17 protein-coding genes are annotated in these 14,901 nt (G+C 59.6%); 13 read left to right on the top strand and 4 right to left on the bottom strand.

Annotation, left to right across the window (positions count from 1 at the left end; all coding sequences use genetic code 11):
* Positions 1 to 32: 32 nt before the first annotated feature.
* Positions 33 to 674 carry a dual specificity protein phosphatase family protein gene (locus IB254_RS14490; RefSeq protein ID WP_192417864.1) on the bottom strand — a complete coding sequence of 214 codons (642 nt, stop codon included), beginning with the start codon at positions 672 to 674 and terminating at the stop codon, positions 33 to 35.
* A gap of 198 nt (positions 675 to 872) precedes the next feature.
* The gene (locus tag IB254_RS14485) at positions 873 to 1,178 is read right to left on the bottom strand and encodes a hypothetical protein (RefSeq protein ID WP_192417863.1); all 306 of its coding nucleotides are present in this window, start codon (positions 1,176 to 1,178) and stop codon (positions 873 to 875) included.
* A 231-nt stretch (positions 1,179 to 1,409) separates the two neighbouring features.
* Between IB254_RS14485 and IB254_RS14480 the strand changes: the two genes are divergently transcribed.
* The 3 genes from IB254_RS14480 (at position 1,410) to IB254_RS14470 (ending at position 5,060) form a co-directional block, all read left to right on the top strand.
* Positions 1,410 to 2,468 (top strand): PA0069 family radical SAM protein, encoded by a 1,059-nt coding sequence (locus IB254_RS14480; RefSeq protein WP_192417862.1) that lies wholly within the window; start codon positions 1,410 to 1,412, stop codon positions 2,466 to 2,468.
* A 243-nt stretch (positions 2,469 to 2,711) separates the two neighbouring features.
* Complete coding sequence (locus IB254_RS14475) at positions 2,712 to 3,443, top strand: carbonic anhydrase (protein WP_008027706.1); 732 nt, start codon at positions 2,712 to 2,714, stop codon at positions 3,441 to 3,443.
* 90 nt (positions 3,444 to 3,533) lie between these two features.
* Entirely contained in the window at positions 3,534 to 5,060 is a 1,527-nt protein-coding gene (locus tag IB254_RS14470; protein WP_192417861.1) for a SulP family inorganic anion transporter, read from the top strand.
* A 101-nt stretch (positions 5,061 to 5,161) separates the two neighbouring features.
* Here IB254_RS14470 and IB254_RS14465 read toward each other — a convergent pair whose 3' ends face one another.
* Positions 5,162 to 5,812, bottom strand: a complete 651-nt coding sequence (locus IB254_RS14465) for a hypothetical protein (RefSeq protein WP_192417860.1) — start codon at positions 5,810 to 5,812, stop codon at positions 5,162 to 5,164.
* Between the two features lie 371 nt (positions 5,813 to 6,183).
* On the opposite strand from IB254_RS14465, the gene coxB reads away from it, so the two are divergent.
* The 5 genes from coxB (at position 6,184) to IB254_RS14445 (ending at position 10,574) form a co-directional block, all read left to right on the top strand.
* Entirely contained in the window at positions 6,184 to 7,311 is a 1,128-nt protein-coding gene (coxB, locus tag IB254_RS14460) for a cytochrome c oxidase subunit II (RefSeq protein ID WP_008027701.1), read from the top strand.
* 82 nt (positions 7,312 to 7,393) lie between these two features.
* Positions 7,394 to 8,986, top strand: coding sequence for a cytochrome c oxidase subunit I (ctaD, locus tag IB254_RS14455; protein WP_008044690.1), 1,593 nt, complete (start codon positions 7,394 to 7,396; stop codon positions 8,984 to 8,986).
* Positions 8,983 to 9,117 carry a hypothetical protein gene (locus IB254_RS29660; protein WP_263863981.1) on the top strand — a complete coding sequence of 45 codons (135 nt, stop codon included), beginning with the start codon at positions 8,983 to 8,985 and terminating at the stop codon, positions 9,115 to 9,117. The genes ctaD and IB254_RS29660 overlap by 4 nt, the downstream gene beginning before the upstream one ends.
* Positions 9,110 to 9,661, top strand: a complete 552-nt coding sequence (locus IB254_RS14450) for a cytochrome c oxidase assembly protein (protein ID WP_008027696.1) — start codon at positions 9,110 to 9,112, stop codon at positions 9,659 to 9,661. The genes IB254_RS29660 and IB254_RS14450 overlap by 8 nt, the downstream gene beginning before the upstream one ends.
* A 25-nt stretch (positions 9,662 to 9,686) precedes the next feature.
* A complete protein-coding gene (locus IB254_RS14445; protein ID WP_008027694.1) occupies positions 9,687 to 10,574 on the top strand; it encodes a cytochrome c oxidase subunit 3 in 888 nt (295 codons plus the stop codon).
* A gap of 94 nt (positions 10,575 to 10,668) precedes the next feature.
* On the opposite strand, the gene IB254_RS14440 is transcribed toward IB254_RS14445, so the two are convergent.
* Entirely contained in the window at positions 10,669 to 10,872 is a 204-nt protein-coding gene (locus tag IB254_RS14440; protein ID WP_008027692.1) for a twin transmembrane helix small protein, read from the bottom strand.
* A gap of 70 nt (positions 10,873 to 10,942) precedes the next feature.
* On the opposite strand from IB254_RS14440, the gene IB254_RS14435 reads away from it, so the two are divergent.
* From IB254_RS14435 to IB254_RS14415, 5 genes are read left to right on the top strand one after another with little or no spacing between them, the layout of a single operon-like run.
* Positions 10,943 to 11,683, top strand: coding sequence for an SURF1 family protein (locus IB254_RS14435; RefSeq protein ID WP_192417859.1), 741 nt, complete (start codon positions 10,943 to 10,945; stop codon positions 11,681 to 11,683).
* The gene (locus tag IB254_RS14430) at positions 11,649 to 12,242 is read left to right on the top strand and encodes a hypothetical protein (RefSeq protein ID WP_008027689.1); all 594 of its coding nucleotides are present in this window, start codon (positions 11,649 to 11,651) and stop codon (positions 12,240 to 12,242) included. The genes IB254_RS14435 and IB254_RS14430 overlap by 35 nt, the downstream gene beginning before the upstream one ends.
* A 10-nt stretch (positions 12,243 to 12,252) precedes the next feature.
* A complete protein-coding gene (locus tag IB254_RS14425; protein WP_192417858.1) occupies positions 12,253 to 13,326 on the top strand; it encodes a COX15/CtaA family protein in 1,074 nt (357 codons plus the stop codon).
* Positions 13,314 to 14,213 (top strand): heme o synthase, encoded by a 900-nt coding sequence (gene cyoE, locus IB254_RS14420; protein ID WP_008027686.1) that lies wholly within the window; start codon positions 13,314 to 13,316, stop codon positions 14,211 to 14,213. Before IB254_RS14425 ends, cyoE begins: the two co-directional genes overlap by 13 nt.
* Positions 14,210 to 14,845 (top strand): SCO family protein, encoded by a 636-nt coding sequence (locus tag IB254_RS14415; protein ID WP_192417857.1) that lies wholly within the window; start codon positions 14,210 to 14,212, stop codon positions 14,843 to 14,845. Before cyoE ends, IB254_RS14415 begins: the two co-directional genes overlap by 4 nt.
* Positions 14,846 to 14,901 lie beyond the last annotated feature (56 nt).

The following is a 14,901-nucleotide window of genomic DNA, read 5'->3' as shown; positions in this document are numbered from 1 at the left end:
CCTCCCGCAGCGCAATGCTGTGGGAGGTGCTGTTACTCGACGTGGGCCGACTTGAACCAGCTCTTCATCGAGCAGGCCGCGAACGGGCTTGTACTGCATTCCCCATTGGCCAGCGCCGTGCGCAGCTTCTCGGCATCCGCCTGCATCATGTAACGAATACCGTCCTTGAAATGGGTGCTGTCGCCAAAGCCACCTTGAGTCATCTCGTTCAGGGCGTCTTCCTTGCTCCAGCCTTGCACCACCACCCGGTACATGGCGGCCATCAGGCCGGTCCGGTCCGAACCATGTTTGCAGTGCATCAACACCGGGCCCTTGGCTTCGGCGGCCTGAATGGTGCGAAGGGCCTTGAGCACATCCGCGTCATCCACGTGGTTGGTGCGATAGGGCAACTGCACCTGGTCTATACCGGGCGTGGCCAGCCAGCTTGAATCCGACTCGGGCAGGAAGTTGATCACGGTGGCGACCTTGAGTTTTTCCAGCAACGGGACGGCTCCGCGGTCAGGCAATGCACTGCGGTAGAGCGTTGGAGACATCTGGAAGAGGTTGTACTGCACCTCGACCGATTGAGCCCACTCCGCAGGACGGGGTGCGACCGTATCGTCAGCGTGGGCGAGCGTCAGATTGAGGAATGCGACCAGCGACAGGCACATCGCAGGGATAAGACGTAGGGACATGCTCGGCGACCGTATGCAAAGAGGCGGGATGACAACGCCAGATTGAGCCCTGATCAGTCAAAGACCTGTGAGCCGTCTGTCAAAGAATCGTGAATCATCCATTTATATACGATTGATCAACCATGGACGACGGTAGTTTCATGCCCCGTTGCAACTAAGCCTGTATGAATCTCACACAGGCTTAGTTAAATATCAGGCTTAAGGATTGACGATACTGGAATACGCTTTTGCCAAGGCCAACAGTTTCTCCTTGTCATCACTGTCGATATCGCCGTCACCGTCCACATCACTATTGACTACTTTGATAGTGAAGGACCGGCCACCATCACTGGAGACCGCCGTCACGTAGGCTGAATCCACCAGAGCCTCGGTCGACAGCTCATTCACGGCGTCCCACCCCAGCTCCTTGCGAGCCAGTTGCATCGATACCAGGGCTTCCCGCGGGTTGGCAATACTCGGCGCCAGCAATTGTAAAAAGATACCGCGTTGATTAAATAACGACATTTATTAATTCCATTTAATAATTAAATACACGAGACTTCGTGCGAAGCGAATACTACTTATCAAGTTAGCATCGGGGCTATTCGATATTTGTTTCCCGGCGTTGCGCCAAGTTGTACTTATCAATCAATCACACAATAAATGATCATCCTGCTTTGCCAGAGCGCCAAACGGCACTGGCCGGCTCGCTCAACCTTCGATACTGTATGCACATACAGCTACGAGTATTGTCCGATGAGCACTCCCTTGCCACCCCGCGGTCGCGGCACCGCCACCAACCCGCACAACCGCTTCGCGCCAAACCGCTCGGTGGCGGAGGACGATGGCTGGTATCAGGAGGCGCCGATGACCCAGGGCACCGAGGTGCGCATCGAGACCGCTAAAACCATCATCACCCGCAACAACTCGCCGGATCTGCCCTTCGATCGCTCGATCAATCCGTATCGCGGTTGCGAGCATGGCTGCATTTATTGCTACGCACGGCCCAGCCACGCCTATTGGGACATGTCGCCGGGGCTGGATTTCGAAACCCGATTGATCGCCAAGACCAACGCCGCCGATGTGCTGGAAGAACAGCTGTCCAAACGCGGCTATCAATGTGCGCCGATCAACCTGGGCTCCAACACGGATCCTTATCAGCCGATCGAACGCGAACACAAAATCACCCGCAAAACCCTGGAGGTGCTGCTGCGTTACCGTCACCCGGTGACCATCATCACCAAGGGCTCGCTGATTCTTCGCGACCTGGACCTGCTGGCCGAACTTGCCGAGCAAAGGCTGGTGGCGGTGATGATCAGCCTCACCACTCTGGACGATGAACTCAAACGCATCCTCGAACCACGTGCCGCAGCGCCCAAGGCCCGTCTCCGGGCAATCCGGGTGATGCGTGAAGCCGGGATTCCGGTGGGGGTGCTGTGTTCGCCGATGATTCCGATGATCAACGACAGCGAGCTCGAAAGCCTGTTGACCGAGGCACAAGCGGCCGGCGCACAAAGTGCGGCCTACATGATGCTGCGCCTGCCACTGGAGGTGGCACCGCTGTTCGAAGAATGGCTGGCAGCCCACTATCCTCAGCGGGCGGCCCATGTGTTGAGCCTGATCCGCCAGAGCCGTGGTGGCGGGCTCTACGACAGTCGATTTGGCAGCCGGATGCGGGGCGAAGGTCCATTTGCCGACCTGCTGGCGCAACGCTTTGCCAAAACCATCAAACGCTTGGGGCTCAATCAGCGGGAAGGTTTCAATCTGGATTGCGAAGCCTTCTGTCCGCCGGGTCGCCAGATGTCGCTGATTTAAGGACAATTGGCCTATGGTGAGTAATGGAAAACGTGCGACGCATTTAGGCTGGTCACGTTTTTTGTGATCTGGAACACACGTTCTAGAGCGGTTCATTCAGTTTCAGTTAAGATTCGGCCGCTACCTTGTTCATCGAGTGACTGACGGGTCGAGATTTCCGGCCTGGATGTTTTTTATACAGCCACTGGCTTCACACCGGACAAAACGGGAAAATTCCCTGACTCCGCCAATGAGGATGAATTCATGAGTGACAAGGATAAACAGCCGTTGGCTGCGTCGGCTTCAGCCCAATCCGAGGCAGAAACCGCCGATGCAGCGTTGAAGCATATTGTTGACGGCTTTTTGCATTTTCATCATGAGATCTTTCCGCAGCAGGAAGAGCTCTTCAAAAAGCTCGCCACGGCTCAACAGCCAAGGGCGATGTTCATTACCTGCGCCGACTCACGCATCGTGCCCGAGCTGATCACCCACAGTTCGCCGGGTGATCTGTTCGTGACCCGTAACGTCGGCAACGTCGTACCGCCTTACGGTCAGATGAACGGTGGCGTATCCACGGCTATCGAGTACGCGGTGCTGGCGCTGGGCGTGCAACACATCATCATCTGCGGCCACTCCGATTGTGGCGCGATGCGTGCGGTGCTCAATCCCGACAGCCTGGAAAAGATGCCAACGGTCAAAGCCTGGCTGCGGCATGCGGAAGTCGCGAAAACCATGGTGCACGACAACTGCAACTGCACCGACGAAAACGAGACCATGCACATCCTCACCGAAGAGAATGTCATCGCCCAATTGCAACACTTGCGTACCCACCCCTCGGTAGCCTCGCGCATGGCGAACGGTCATCTGTTCATCCATGGTTGGGTCTACGACATCGAGACCAGCGCAATCAAAGCTTATGACGCCGATCAGGGTCGTTTCCTGCCGCTCGATGGCAGCCATCCGATTCCAGTGGCGACGCCCAAAGCGCGCTTCTAAATCTTCCTAAAAATCTGTGTGGTTTGACCCCGGCCGCTGTTTCAGCGGTCCGGCCTTGCCATGCCTGAAGAAAACTTCGGGAGAATCACCATGCGTGCAGCGCAACTCAAAGCTGTTCTGCCACGGGAGCTGCTCGCTTCAGTGGTCGTGTTTCTGGTCGCCCTGCCTTTGTGCATGGGCATCGCCATCGCCTCGGGCCTGCCACCCGCCAAAGGCCTGATCACCGGGATCGTCGGCGGTCTGGTGGTGGGCTGGCTTGCCGGTTCGCCACTGCAAGTCAGCGGCCCGGCGGCCGGGTTGGCCGTTCTGGTATTCGAACTGGTGCGCCAGCACGGCATCGCCATGCTTGGTCCGATCCTGCTACTGGCGGGTTTCCTGCAACTGGTGGCCGGGCGCTTGAAGCTGGGCTGCTGGTTTCGAGTGACGGCGCCGGCGGTGGTCTACGGCATGCTGGCCGGGATTGGCGTGTTGATCGTGTTGTCACAGGTGCATGTGATGCTCGACTCGGTGCCGAAACCTTCCGGGCTGGATAACCTGGCCGCCTTCCCCGCTGCCGTGGCTCAAGCCTTGCCTTCTTTTGGATGGCAGGCCGGCTTGCTCGGGCTCGCAACAATAGCGGTGATGTGGCTGTGGGAAAAACTCCGCCCACATTCCCTGCGCTTCATTCCGGGAGCGCTACTGGGCGTAGGTCTGGCGACGGTCGCCAGCCTGATGCTCGCCTTGCAGGTCAAACGGGTGGAAGTCCCGGCCAATCTGGCGGAAGCCATCGACTGGCTGAAACCCGAAGACTTGCTCAACCTGGCCGACCCGACCTTGCTGATCGCCGCTTTCGCCGTGGCCTTCATCGCCAGCGCCGAAACCCTGCTCTCGGCCGCAGCGGTAGACCGCATGCACAGCGGCCAACGCTCGGACTTTGACCGGGAATTATCGGCTCAGGGTGTCGGCAACATGCTCTGCGGCCTGCTCGGCGCGCTGCCGATGACCGGCGTGATCGTGCGCAGTTCGGCCAACGTGCAGGCCGGCGCCACCACACGAATGTCGACGATATTCCATGGCCTGTGGTTGCTGGCGTTCGTGTTGCTGCTGTCGAGCGTGCTGCAAAGCATTCCCGTGGCGAGCCTGGCGGGTGTGTTGGTTTACACCGGTTTCAAATTGGTGGACCTGAAAGCCTTTCGCAGCCTGGGCCGATACGGCCGGATGCCGATGTTCACTTACGCGGCGACAGCGCTGGCGATCATCTTTACCGATCTATTGACGGGCGTGCTGATCGGCTTCGGTCTGACGCTGGCGAAACTGGCGTGGAAAGCCTCACGGTTGAAAATCAGCCTGATCGATCTGCCCAAGGACGGAGAGATGGAATTGCGACTGATCGGGGCGGCGACCTTTCTCAAGGTGCCGGCACTGACTCAGGTGCTGGGGACCATCCCCGCCGGCGCGACGGTGCATGTGCCGCTCAATAACCTGAGCTACATCGATCATTCGTGCCTGGAATTGCTTGAGGAATGGGGACGGGCCAATGCGGCCAAGGGTTCGACGCTGTTGATTGAGGCGCGGGGGTTGAAGCGCAGGCTGGAGGGGCGGTTGCGGACCACCTCCGGAGTAGGCTCCACCGCCTAACCTTTGTAGGAGCCGGCTTGCTGGCGATGGGAGCGCCGCGGTGTCATGTGACACCGCGTCATCGCTCATCGCCAGCAAGCCGGCTCCTACAGGAGGGGTGTTTAGGCGGCGGGCTGGTCCAGTTCGAGACCTACGCCCAGCCGGCGCGACATGCATGGCCAGCGTTTCCACGCAGCGCCGGTATCCGGGCTGCTGAGTTTCTCGCGGTAGGCTTCGACCGACTCCAGCGCAAAGCTTTCGTCATCGAGCATCTTGTCCACAGTGTGATGCACCGCCTCGTCCAGTTGGTTGGCAAATTCCTCACCGATCAGTTGGTGAGCGATCAGGTTGGCGACAGTCATGTCCAAAGGGATCAGTGGCTGGCCAAAATGCTTGATGTACAGGTCGTTGACCTCTTCGACAAACCGATGCGCCAGATAGGCTTCGTCCAGCAGGCTGTCCAGCCCGACGTGCCCTGCCATGATTTCTGGCGGCTGGAGGAAGTATTGCTCGGCAATTTTCAGCACCGGTTTGATCTGTGACTCGATACCCGCTTCCCTGGCAACTTCATTGGCTGCATCCAGCAGATCAGGAACTTCATCGATATAGGCGGCGACAAAACGCGTCAGCACGCCATTGGCATCCGCCTCCGGCAGTTGGATCGATGGGTGTAGATGAGGCAGTTTGCTTTCCAGCTGACGTGTCAGCAGGCCGGTCTCGGCTTCATGTTGTTGGGCTTTTTGGATCAGCTCGCGCAATGCGGCGGTGTTCATGAAAACTCCAGGAAACAAAGGCAATGAAATAGGGAAGACATAACTTAGCTGGCATCCAAAATCTGCTAAGACGCATTTGTCATAAATATTTCATCCTTGAGACGTCAAAGTTATATCGATGTGCCACCACTCCTCTGCATCCTTCTCCATTCGTGACCTAGAACGCAAGTCCCAGCTGTTTCAGATGATTTACGCCCTCACATTGCGAGGTAGCAGTCGCTGTCTATACTCGGGTTGGAATGGAGTTAGCTGATGACGTCCGACTGCACACGCAGCAAGACCCGGCGATTCAAGTTCGTAGTCTGAAAAAGCCGCTCCCTTGCCGCAGGTGAAAGCCGGCGGGATAACAAGAACGATAAGGGGAACCCGCAATGATGCGACATCCACACGTCTGGATGGGCCTCCTGTTGTGGTCGATTTTCAGTCAGGCACAAGCGGCCTGGACTGTGAATATGGCGCCGGGAGCGACTGAAATCAGTCACGCAGTATTTGACCTGCACATGACCATTTTCTGGATCTGTGTAGTGATCGGCATCATCGTCTTCGGCGCCATGTTCTGGTCGATGATCCTCCACCGCCGCTCGACCGGGCAGGTGGCCGCCAAGTTTCATGAAAGCACTACCGTCGAAATCCTCTGGACCATCGTGCCCTTCATCATTTTGGTGGCCATGGCGGTACCGGCGACGGCGACCCTGATCAAGATGTACGACGCCAGCGAGCCGGATATCGATATCCAGGTCACCGGCTATCAGTGGAAGTGGCACTACAAATACCTGGGCCAGGACGTCGAGTTCTTCAGCAACCTGGCCACTCCCGCCGACCAGATCCACAACAAGGAAGCCAAGGGCGAGCACTACTTGCTCGAGGTCGACAAGCCGCTGGTGCTGCCGATCGGCGCCAAGGTGCGCTTCCTGGTGACCTCTGCCGACGTCATCCACTCCTGGTGGGTGCCAGCCTTCGCGGTCAAGCGCGATGCGATCCCGGGGTTCGTCAACGAAGCCTGGACCCGCGTCGACAAGCCCGGCCTCTATCGTGGCCAGTGCGCCGAGTTGTGCGGCAAGGACCACGGCTTCATGCCGATCGTGGTCGAGGTCAAGGAAAAGGCCGATTACGAAAAATGGCTGGGCGAGCGCAAGGCCGAAGCTGCGCAACTCAAAGAACTGACCAGCAAGGAATGGACCCTCGACGAGCTCAAGGAGCGCGGCGACAAGGTCTATCACACCACTTGCGTGGCCTGTCACCAGGCCGAAGGCCAGGGCCTGCCGCCGATGTTCCCGGCGCTCAAGGGCTCGAAAATCGCCACCGGACCGATCAAGGATCACTTGGGCATTGTCTTCCACGGCAAGCCTGGCACCGCCATGGCGGCGTTCGGCAAGCAGCTGTCGGAAGTCGATATCGCAGCGGTCGTGACCTACGAACGTAACGCCTGGGGCAATAACAAAGGCGACATGGTCACGCCTAAAGAAGTGCTGGAGCTGAAACAGGCGGAAAGCAAATGACCCGGTCTATTGCGTACACCAGCAACCGGTCAGGGCTCTGCGCCCCGGCCCGCCCAGCCTCTCTGATTGCAGGAGACATGAAATGACGGCTGTCATCGATGACCCTGTCCATACCCATACCGAGCACGCCCATGGCCCTGCCAAAGGCCTGATGCGCTGGGTGCTGACCACCAACCACAAGGATATCGGCACGCTGTACCTGTGGTTTGCGTTCTCCATGTTCCTCTTGGGCGGTTCGTTCGCGATGGTGATTCGCGCCGAACTGTTCCAGCCGGGATTGCAGATCGTCCAGCCGGAATTCTTCAACCAGATGACCACCATGCACGGTCTGGTGATGGTCTTCGGTGCGGTGATGCCGGCCTTCGTCGGCCTCGCCAACTGGATGGTCCCGCTGATGATCGGCGCGCCAGACATGGCGCTGCCACGGATGAACAACTTCAGCTTCTGGCTGTTGCCGGCGGCGTTCCTGCTGCTGGTGTCGACCCTGTTCACCCCTGGTGGCGGGCCGAACTTCGGCTGGACGTTCTACGCGCCGCTATCAACGACCTATGCGCCGGAAAGCGTGACGTTCTTCATCTTTGCCATCCACTTGATGGGGATCAGTTCGATCATGGGCGCGATCAACGTGATCGCCACCATCCTCAACCTGCGCGCCCCCGGCATGACGCTGATGAAAATGCCGCTGTTCGTCTGGACCTGGCTGATCACCGCGTTCCTGCTGATTGCAGTCATGCCGGTGCTGGCCGGTTGCGTGACGATGATGCTGATGGATATCCACTTCGGCACCAGCTTCTTCAGTGCTGCCGGTGGCGGTGATCCGGTGTTGTTCCAGCATGTGTTCTGGTTTTTCGGCCACCCCGAGGTGTACATCATGATCCTGCCGGCCTTCGGTGCCGTCAGCTCGATCATCCCTGCGTTCTCGCGCAAGCCGCTGTTCGGCTACACCTCGATGGTCTATGCCACGGCATCTATTGCGTTCCTGTCCTTTATCGTCTGGGCGCACCACATGTTCGTGGTGGGCATTCCGCTGGTGGGCGAGCTGTTCTTCATGTATGCCACGCTGCTGATTGCCGTGCCGACCGGGGTGAAGGTGTTCAACTGGGCCAGCACCATGTGGCAAGGCTCGCTGACCTTCGAGACACCGATGCTGTTTGCCGTGGCGTTCGTGATCCTGTTCTCCATCGGTGGCTTCTCCGGGTTGATGCTGGCCATCGCCCCGGCGGACTTCCAGTACCAGGACACTTACTTCGTGGTCGCACATTTCCACTACGTGCTGGTGCCGGGCGCAATCTTCGGGATCTTCGCGTCGGCCTACTACTGGATGCCGAAATGGACCGGCCATATGTACGACGAAACCCTCGGCAAGCTGCACTTCTGGCTGTCGTTCATCGGCATGAACATGGCCTTCTTCCCGATGCACTTCGTGGGGCTGGCAGGCATGCCGCGGCGGATTCCGGACTACAACCTGCAATTCGCCGACTTCAACATGGTGTCGTCGATCGGTGCGTTCATGTTCGGCGCCACGCAGATCTTCTTCCTGTTCATCGTGATCAAGACCATCCGTGGCGGCCCGCCAGCACCGGCCAAACCGTGGGATGGCGCGGAAGGCCTGGAGTGGAGCATCCCGTCACCGGCGCCGTATCACACGTTCACCACGCCGCCGGAAGTGAAATGAACATCACCCTTGTAGGAGTCAGCTTGCTGGCGATGAACGATTACGCGGTGCGCCTGACGCACCGCGGTGTTTGCATCGCCAGCAAGCCGGCTCCTACAGGGTTCGGTGTTGAGGGTTTGAATCATGGCTGATTCTGTTTCGATGAAAAAACTGGTCACCCGCCTGTTGCTGGTGGTGGTGGCGATGTTTGTCTTCGGCTTTGCCCTGGTGCCGATCTACGACGTGATGTGCAAGGCGTTCGGCATCAACGGCAAGACCGCCGGGCAATACGAAGGCGAACAAACCGTCGATACCTCGCGGCAGGTCCGCGTGCAGTTCCTGTCGACCAACTCTGCTGACATGTCCTGGGATTTCTACCCCAAGAGCGATGAATTGACGGCCAACCCAGGGGCAGTCAACGAGATGATCTTCATCGCCCACAACCCGACCGACCGGCCGATGAGCGCGCAAGCGGTGCCGAGCATCGCGCCGAGCAACGCGGCGGCGTATTTCCACAAGACCGAATGTTTCTGCTTTACCCAGCAAGTGCTGCAGCCCGGTCAACGGATCGAGATGCCGGTACGTTTCATCGTTGACCGCGACATGCCCAAGGAAGTGAAGCACCTGACGCTGTCCTACACGCTGTTCGATATCACCGCCCGACATCCACCGGTGGCTGTAAATACTGGCGGCTGAGCGTGCCCGATAAGGAGAACAATAAATGGCAACTCATGAGCACTATTACGTACCGGCCCAAAGCAAATGGCCGATCATCGCCACGGTCGGGATGTTCATCACCGTGTATGGCCTGGCCACCTGGTTCAACGATCTGAAAGCGGCGCGGCCGGAATCCCACGGCCCGCTGATCTTTTTCGTCGGTGGCCTGCTGCTGGCGTACATGCTGTTCGGCTGGTTCGGCACGGTGATCAAGGAAAGTCGCAGCGGTTTGTACAGCGCGCAGATGGATCGCTCGTTCCGCTGGGGCATGAGCTGGTTCATTTTCTCGGAGGTGATGTTCTTCATCGCCTTTTTCGGCGCGCTGTTTTATGTGCGCCATGTGTCCGGTCCCGCCTTGGGTGGCGAAGGCACCAAAGGCCTCGCCCACATGCTGTGGCCTGCCTTCCAGTGGACCTGGCCGCTGCTGAACAACCCGGACTCCAAACTCTTTGTGCCCCCGAAGGAAGTCATCAGCCCCTGGGGTCTGCCGTTGCTCAATACCGTGTTGCTGGTGAGTTCCAGCGTCACGATAACCATCGCCCACCACGCCTTGAGAAAGGGCCATCGTGGCGCGTTGAAAATCTGGCTGGCGATCACCGTGTTGCTGGGCTGCGCGTTCCTCGGCTTCCAGGCCGAAGAGTACATCCACGCTTACCACGAACTGGGCCTGACTCTGGGCTCGGGCATCTACGGCGCGACGTTCTTCATGCTGACCGGCTTCCACGGCGCGCACGTAACCATCGGCACCATCATTTTGTTTGTGATGCTGATGCGGATCCTGCGCGGACACTTCGATAACGAGCACCAATTCGGATTCGAGGCAGCGAGTTGGTATTGGCACTTCGTGGATGTCGTGTGGATCGGGTTGTTCATTTTCGTCTACGTGTTGTAGGAGCCAGCTTGCTGCGGGCGGCGTTCCGGCGAAGGTGTGTCAGACACGTTGATTTCGACTGAAATACCTTCGCCAGCAAGCTGGCTCCTACAAGTTACCAAGGCGCAGTAGAGACCAACTGGCCGCTGAAAAAACCCCAGGCGATCAAGCCGACGGTAACAGCGGCCAGGGCAACACGGACACTCAAGGCAATGACGAGGCGGTTCGAGCTGCTGTCGTCCTTGACCAGAAAAAACAGGCCGCTGAACAGGCTGACAACCGTGGCAATCAGCATCAGGACGATGGCTGCTTTGAGCATGGTGGGACTCCGGGGGACAGGCGATGCACTTGAGTATAGCTATCGCGACCAATGACTTTCTGGCGACGCCATGAAGTGCTTTCGGCCGGGCATCGTGCCAACGCTGGTGGTCGCCCTCCTGCTGCCGCTGCTGGTGTCGCTCGGCTTCTGGCAACTGGGCCGTGGCGCAGAGAAAAGCGCGCTGCTGCACACCTACGCCGAGCGCCGTGCCGCCGAACCGATGGCCAGCACCGAACTGCCACACACCGAGGATCCGGCCTTTCGCCGGGTTCGCCTGCACGGCCAGTTCGACGCCGCGCACAGCCTGCTGCTGGATAACCGTCAGCGTGACGGCAAGGTTGGCGTCGAGCTGCTGCAACCGTTTCAGGATCAGGCGACCGGGCTCTGGCTGCTGGTCAATCGCGGCTGGCTGCCGTGGCCGGACCGACGCACACCGCCGCAATTCAGTACACCCGCCCAGGCATTGAGTCTCGATGCCTGGGTCTACGTTTCCCCCGGCGCGACGTTTCAATTACACGCTGACCCGGACAGCACAACCTGGCCGCAGCTGATCACAGCGGTCGAGCCGACCAAGCTCTGGTCCGCGTTGGGCCGTGAAGGGTTTGCCTACGAATTACGCGCAGAAAACAGCCTTGCGACCTACCGCGCCGACTGGCCGATCGTTGCCACAGGGCCGGAAAAACACATCGCTTATGCCGTGCAGTGGTTCGCCATGTCGATCGCCCTGCTCGGCCTTTTTATCTACCTCGGCTGGCACAACGCAAAGGAGAAACACCATGGGAGCGGCCATGAATCCACCCAGCATGTCTGAAGCGAAAACGCCGGCGAACCGGCGCAAGGGTCGCTTGCAGCTGTTACTGATCCTGCTCGTGGTGATCGGCCCGATGATCCTCGCCACCGGCATGTACAAACTGAATTTCTGGGTGCCGGAAGGCCGCAGCTATCACGGCGAACTGATCGGCAACGGCCAGACCCGCGCCGACCTTGGCGTGCAGGCGCAGGAAGAGCGCTGGCAACTACTGGTCACGGCACCGAAGGCGTGTGCAGTGGACTGCCAGCAACTGGTGTATCTGGCACGGCAAATCCAGATCGGCCTCGGTCGCGATGCGTCCCGCGCCAGTCATGCCATCGCCACCGCGCAGCCGCTGAACAGCGATTACGAGACTAAACTTCAACGCGAGTACCCGCAGTTGCAGCGGTATTCCCTGGACCTGCCGACCTACACCAAAGGCGCTCAGAGCAATGACACGCCGCACCTGTGGATCATCGACCCCCACGGCAATCTGGTGCTGCGCTACGACCCGACGGTGAAGGGCAAGGACTTGCTCAACGACCTGCGCCATCTGCTGAAACTGTCGAACATCGGATAAGGGCATCGTCATGGCCAAACCTGGATTTCGCCTCGCGCTGTTTGCCACCTTGCTGGCACTGATTGTGGTGCTGCTCGGCGCCTACACCCGCCTGACCCACGCCGGTCTCGGCTGCCCGGACTGGCCGGGCTGCTACGGCTTTATCAGTGTGCCGAAAAGCGAAGCCCAGCTGGCCCATGCCGAACTGCATTTTCCCGATGCGCCCGTCGAAGCGCACAAGGGCTGGAACGAGATGGTCCACCGTTACTTCGCCGGCACGCTGGGGCTGTTGATTTCGGTGCTGGCCGGTCGCGCCTGGGTACATCGTCGTCATCCGGGACAACCGGTGAAGCTGCCGTTGTTTCTGTTGGCGGTGGTGATTGCCCAAGCAGCGTTCGGCATGTGGACGGTGACGCTCAAGCTTTGGCCGCAAGTGGTGACGGGGCATTTGCTCGGTGGGTTCGCGACGTTGAGCCTGTTGTTTCTCCTGACCCTGCGCCTGTCCGGCGTGCTGCCTGCGCTGACCGTGCCCCGGCGCTTGCAGTACTGGGCGACGGCCGGGTTGTTGCTGGTCATCCTGCAAATCGCCCTCGGCGGGTGGGTCAGCTCCAACTACGCGGCGGTGGCCTGTATCGACTTCCCGACCTGCCACGGGCAATGGCTGCCACCGGCGGACTTCGCCAACGGCTTTCACCTGACCCAGCACATCGGCCCCAATTATCTCGGCGGGCAGCTCGACAGCGATGCTCGCACGGCGATTCACCTGACTCACCGTATCGGCGCGCTGTTGGTGACAGTGGTGCTGCTCGGCCTCGCATGGCAATTGAAAGTCGTCGGCATGACGCGCCTGGCCGGGCTGGTGCTGATTGCCCTCGCCGCACAAATCACCCTCGGCATCAGCAACGTGCTGTTCCACCTGCCGCTGCCGGTGGCCGTCGCGCATAACGCCGGCGGCGCAGCGCTGCTGCTGACGATGGTGCTGGTCAATTATCACGCGCGAACGAGTCTGGTTCGGGTCAAGCAACCGACACGCTGGCGGTTCAGCCCGCGTAAACATTCAGCCGGGCCCATAACAATAAAAGGAGAGATGCCATGGCGACTCTGATCGGCGCACGTCACAACCAGGCGATCTGGCGTGACTACCTGGAGCTGACCAAGCCGAAAGTGGTGGTGCTGATGCTCATCACCTCGCTGGTCGGCATGTTCCTCGCGACCCGCGCCGGGGTGCCATGGACCGTGCTGGTGTTCGGTAATCTGGGGATCGCCTTGTGTGCCGGCGGTGCGGCGGCGGTGAATCATGTGGTGGACCGACGCATCGACGCGGTGATGGCCCGAACCCACAAACGCCCCTTGGCCGAAGGCCGGGTTTCACCGACGGCGGCGCTGACGTTCGCATTGGTCCTGGCGGTGCTGGGCCAGGCGTTGCTGCTGGCCTTCACCAACCCGCTGACCGCTTGGCTGACCCTCGCCTCCTTGCTCGGTTACGCGGTGGTCTACACCGGTTTCCTGAAACGCGCGACGCCGCAGAACATTGTCATCGGCGGTCTCGCCGGTGCCGCCCCGCCGTTGCTCGGCTGGACCGCCGCCACCGGCCACATCAGCGCCGAACCGTTGTTGCTGGTGCTGATCATCTTCGCCTGGACCCCGCCACACTTCTGGGCGCTGGCGATCCATCGCAAAGAGGAATACGCCAAGGCCGACATTCCGATGCTGCCGGTAACCCACGGCGAGCACTACACCAAGATTCACATCCTGCTCTATACCTTCGCGCTGCTGGCCGTGAGCCTGATGCCGTATGTGATCCACATGAGCGGCATGCTTTACCTGATTTGTGCGCTGGGACTGGGCGCAAGGTTTCTGCAATGGGCCGTGGTGCTGTACCGTGGCACTCGACCGCACGCGGCGATCAACACGTTCAAGTACTCTATTTACTACTTGTTCCTGCTGTTTATCGCGCTGCTCGTAGACCACTACCTACTGTTGAACCTATGACTCGAACCCAGAAAACCGTCTTCATCCTTGTTGCCCTGATCGCACTGGTTCTGGGCCTGACCATCAATAAAGTGCTGTCCGGCAAAGGCCAGGGCGACCCGACCGCGTTGATTGACGCCGGGATCATCCTGTTGCCCCAAAGCCGTAATCTGCCGGACGTGACGATGACCGATCAGGACGGCAAACCGGTGGCGGTCAACGCGCTGAAAGACAAGTGGAGCCTGCTGTTCTTCGGCTACACCTTCTGCCCGGACATCTGCCCCACCACCCTCGCCCAACTGCGCCAGATCAAGAGCGAACTGCCGCCGGAGGCTGTGGATAAATTGCAGATCGTGCTGGTCAGCGTCGACCCGAACCGCGACACGCCCAAGCAGCTCAAGCAATACCTGGGCTACTTCGATCCGCAGTTCCAGGGCCTGACGGCGGCGTCGGTGGAAGACATTCAGAAACTGGCCAACGCGGTGAGCATTCCGTTCATTCCGGCGGACACCAGCAAGCCGAACTACACGGTTGATCACAGCGGCAACCTGGCGGTGATCGGGCCGGACGGGACACAGCGCGGGTTTATCCGGGCGCCGTTGAACAACGCGAAGCTGGTGGCGCAATTGCCGGTGATGCTTAAACGCAAATAGACGACGCGCCCCCTGTAGGAGCCGGTTTGCTGGCGATGGCGTCCGATCAGCCAATT

Source organism: Pseudomonas sp. PDM03 (assembly GCF_014852385.1).
Lineage (GTDB): Bacteria > Pseudomonadota > Gammaproteobacteria > Pseudomonadales > Pseudomonadaceae > Aquipseudomonas > Aquipseudomonas migulae.
The sequence above is the reverse complement of the archived record's forward strand: the minus strand, read 5'-3'. Positions and strand labels throughout refer to the sequence as shown.

Coding starts and splice junctions, on each gene's coding strand:
- IB254_RS14475 (WP_008027706.1), top strand. CDS start 2,712: ATGAGTGACAAGGATAAACAGCCGTTGGCTGCGTCGGCTTCAGCCCAA.
- IB254_RS14440 (WP_008027692.1), bottom strand. CDS start 10,872: ATGCTCAAAGCAGCCATCGTCCTGATGCTGATTGCCACGGTTGTCAGC.
- IB254_RS14465 (WP_192417860.1), bottom strand. CDS start 5,812: ATGAACACCGCCGCATTGCGCGAGCTGATCCAAAAAGCCCAACAACAT.
- IB254_RS29660 (WP_263863981.1), top strand. CDS start 8,983: ATGAACATCACCCTTGTAGGAGTCAGCTTGCTGGCGATGAACGATTAC.
- IB254_RS14425 (WP_192417858.1), top strand. CDS start 12,253: ATGGCCAAACCTGGATTTCGCCTCGCGCTGTTTGCCACCTTGCTGGCA.
- IB254_RS14445 (WP_008027694.1), top strand. CDS start 9,687: ATGGCAACTCATGAGCACTATTACGTACCGGCCCAAAGCAAATGGCCG.
- IB254_RS14490 (WP_192417864.1), bottom strand. CDS start 674: ATGTCCCTACGTCTTATCCCTGCGATGTGCCTGTCGCTGGTCGCATTC.
- IB254_RS14430 (WP_008027689.1), top strand. CDS start 11,649: ATGGGAGCGGCCATGAATCCACCCAGCATGTCTGAAGCGAAAACGCCG.
- IB254_RS14435 (WP_192417859.1), top strand. CDS start 10,943: ATGAAGTGCTTTCGGCCGGGCATCGTGCCAACGCTGGTGGTCGCCCTC.
- IB254_RS14480 (WP_192417862.1), top strand. CDS start 1,410: ATGAGCACTCCCTTGCCACCCCGCGGTCGCGGCACCGCCACCAACCCG.
- IB254_RS14470 (WP_192417861.1), top strand. CDS start 3,534: ATGCGTGCAGCGCAACTCAAAGCTGTTCTGCCACGGGAGCTGCTCGCT.
- IB254_RS14450 (WP_008027696.1), top strand. CDS start 9,110: ATGGCTGATTCTGTTTCGATGAAAAAACTGGTCACCCGCCTGTTGCTG.
- IB254_RS14485 (WP_192417863.1), bottom strand. CDS start 1,178: ATGTCGTTATTTAATCAACGCGGTATCTTTTTACAATTGCTGGCGCCG.
- coxB (WP_008027701.1), top strand. CDS start 6,184: ATGATGCGACATCCACACGTCTGGATGGGCCTCCTGTTGTGGTCGATT.
- cyoE (WP_008027686.1), top strand. CDS start 13,314: ATGGCGACTCTGATCGGCGCACGTCACAACCAGGCGATCTGGCGTGAC.
- ctaD (WP_008044690.1), top strand. CDS start 7,394: ATGACGGCTGTCATCGATGACCCTGTCCATACCCATACCGAGCACGCC.
- IB254_RS14415 (WP_192417857.1), top strand. CDS start 14,210: ATGACTCGAACCCAGAAAACCGTCTTCATCCTTGTTGCCCTGATCGCA.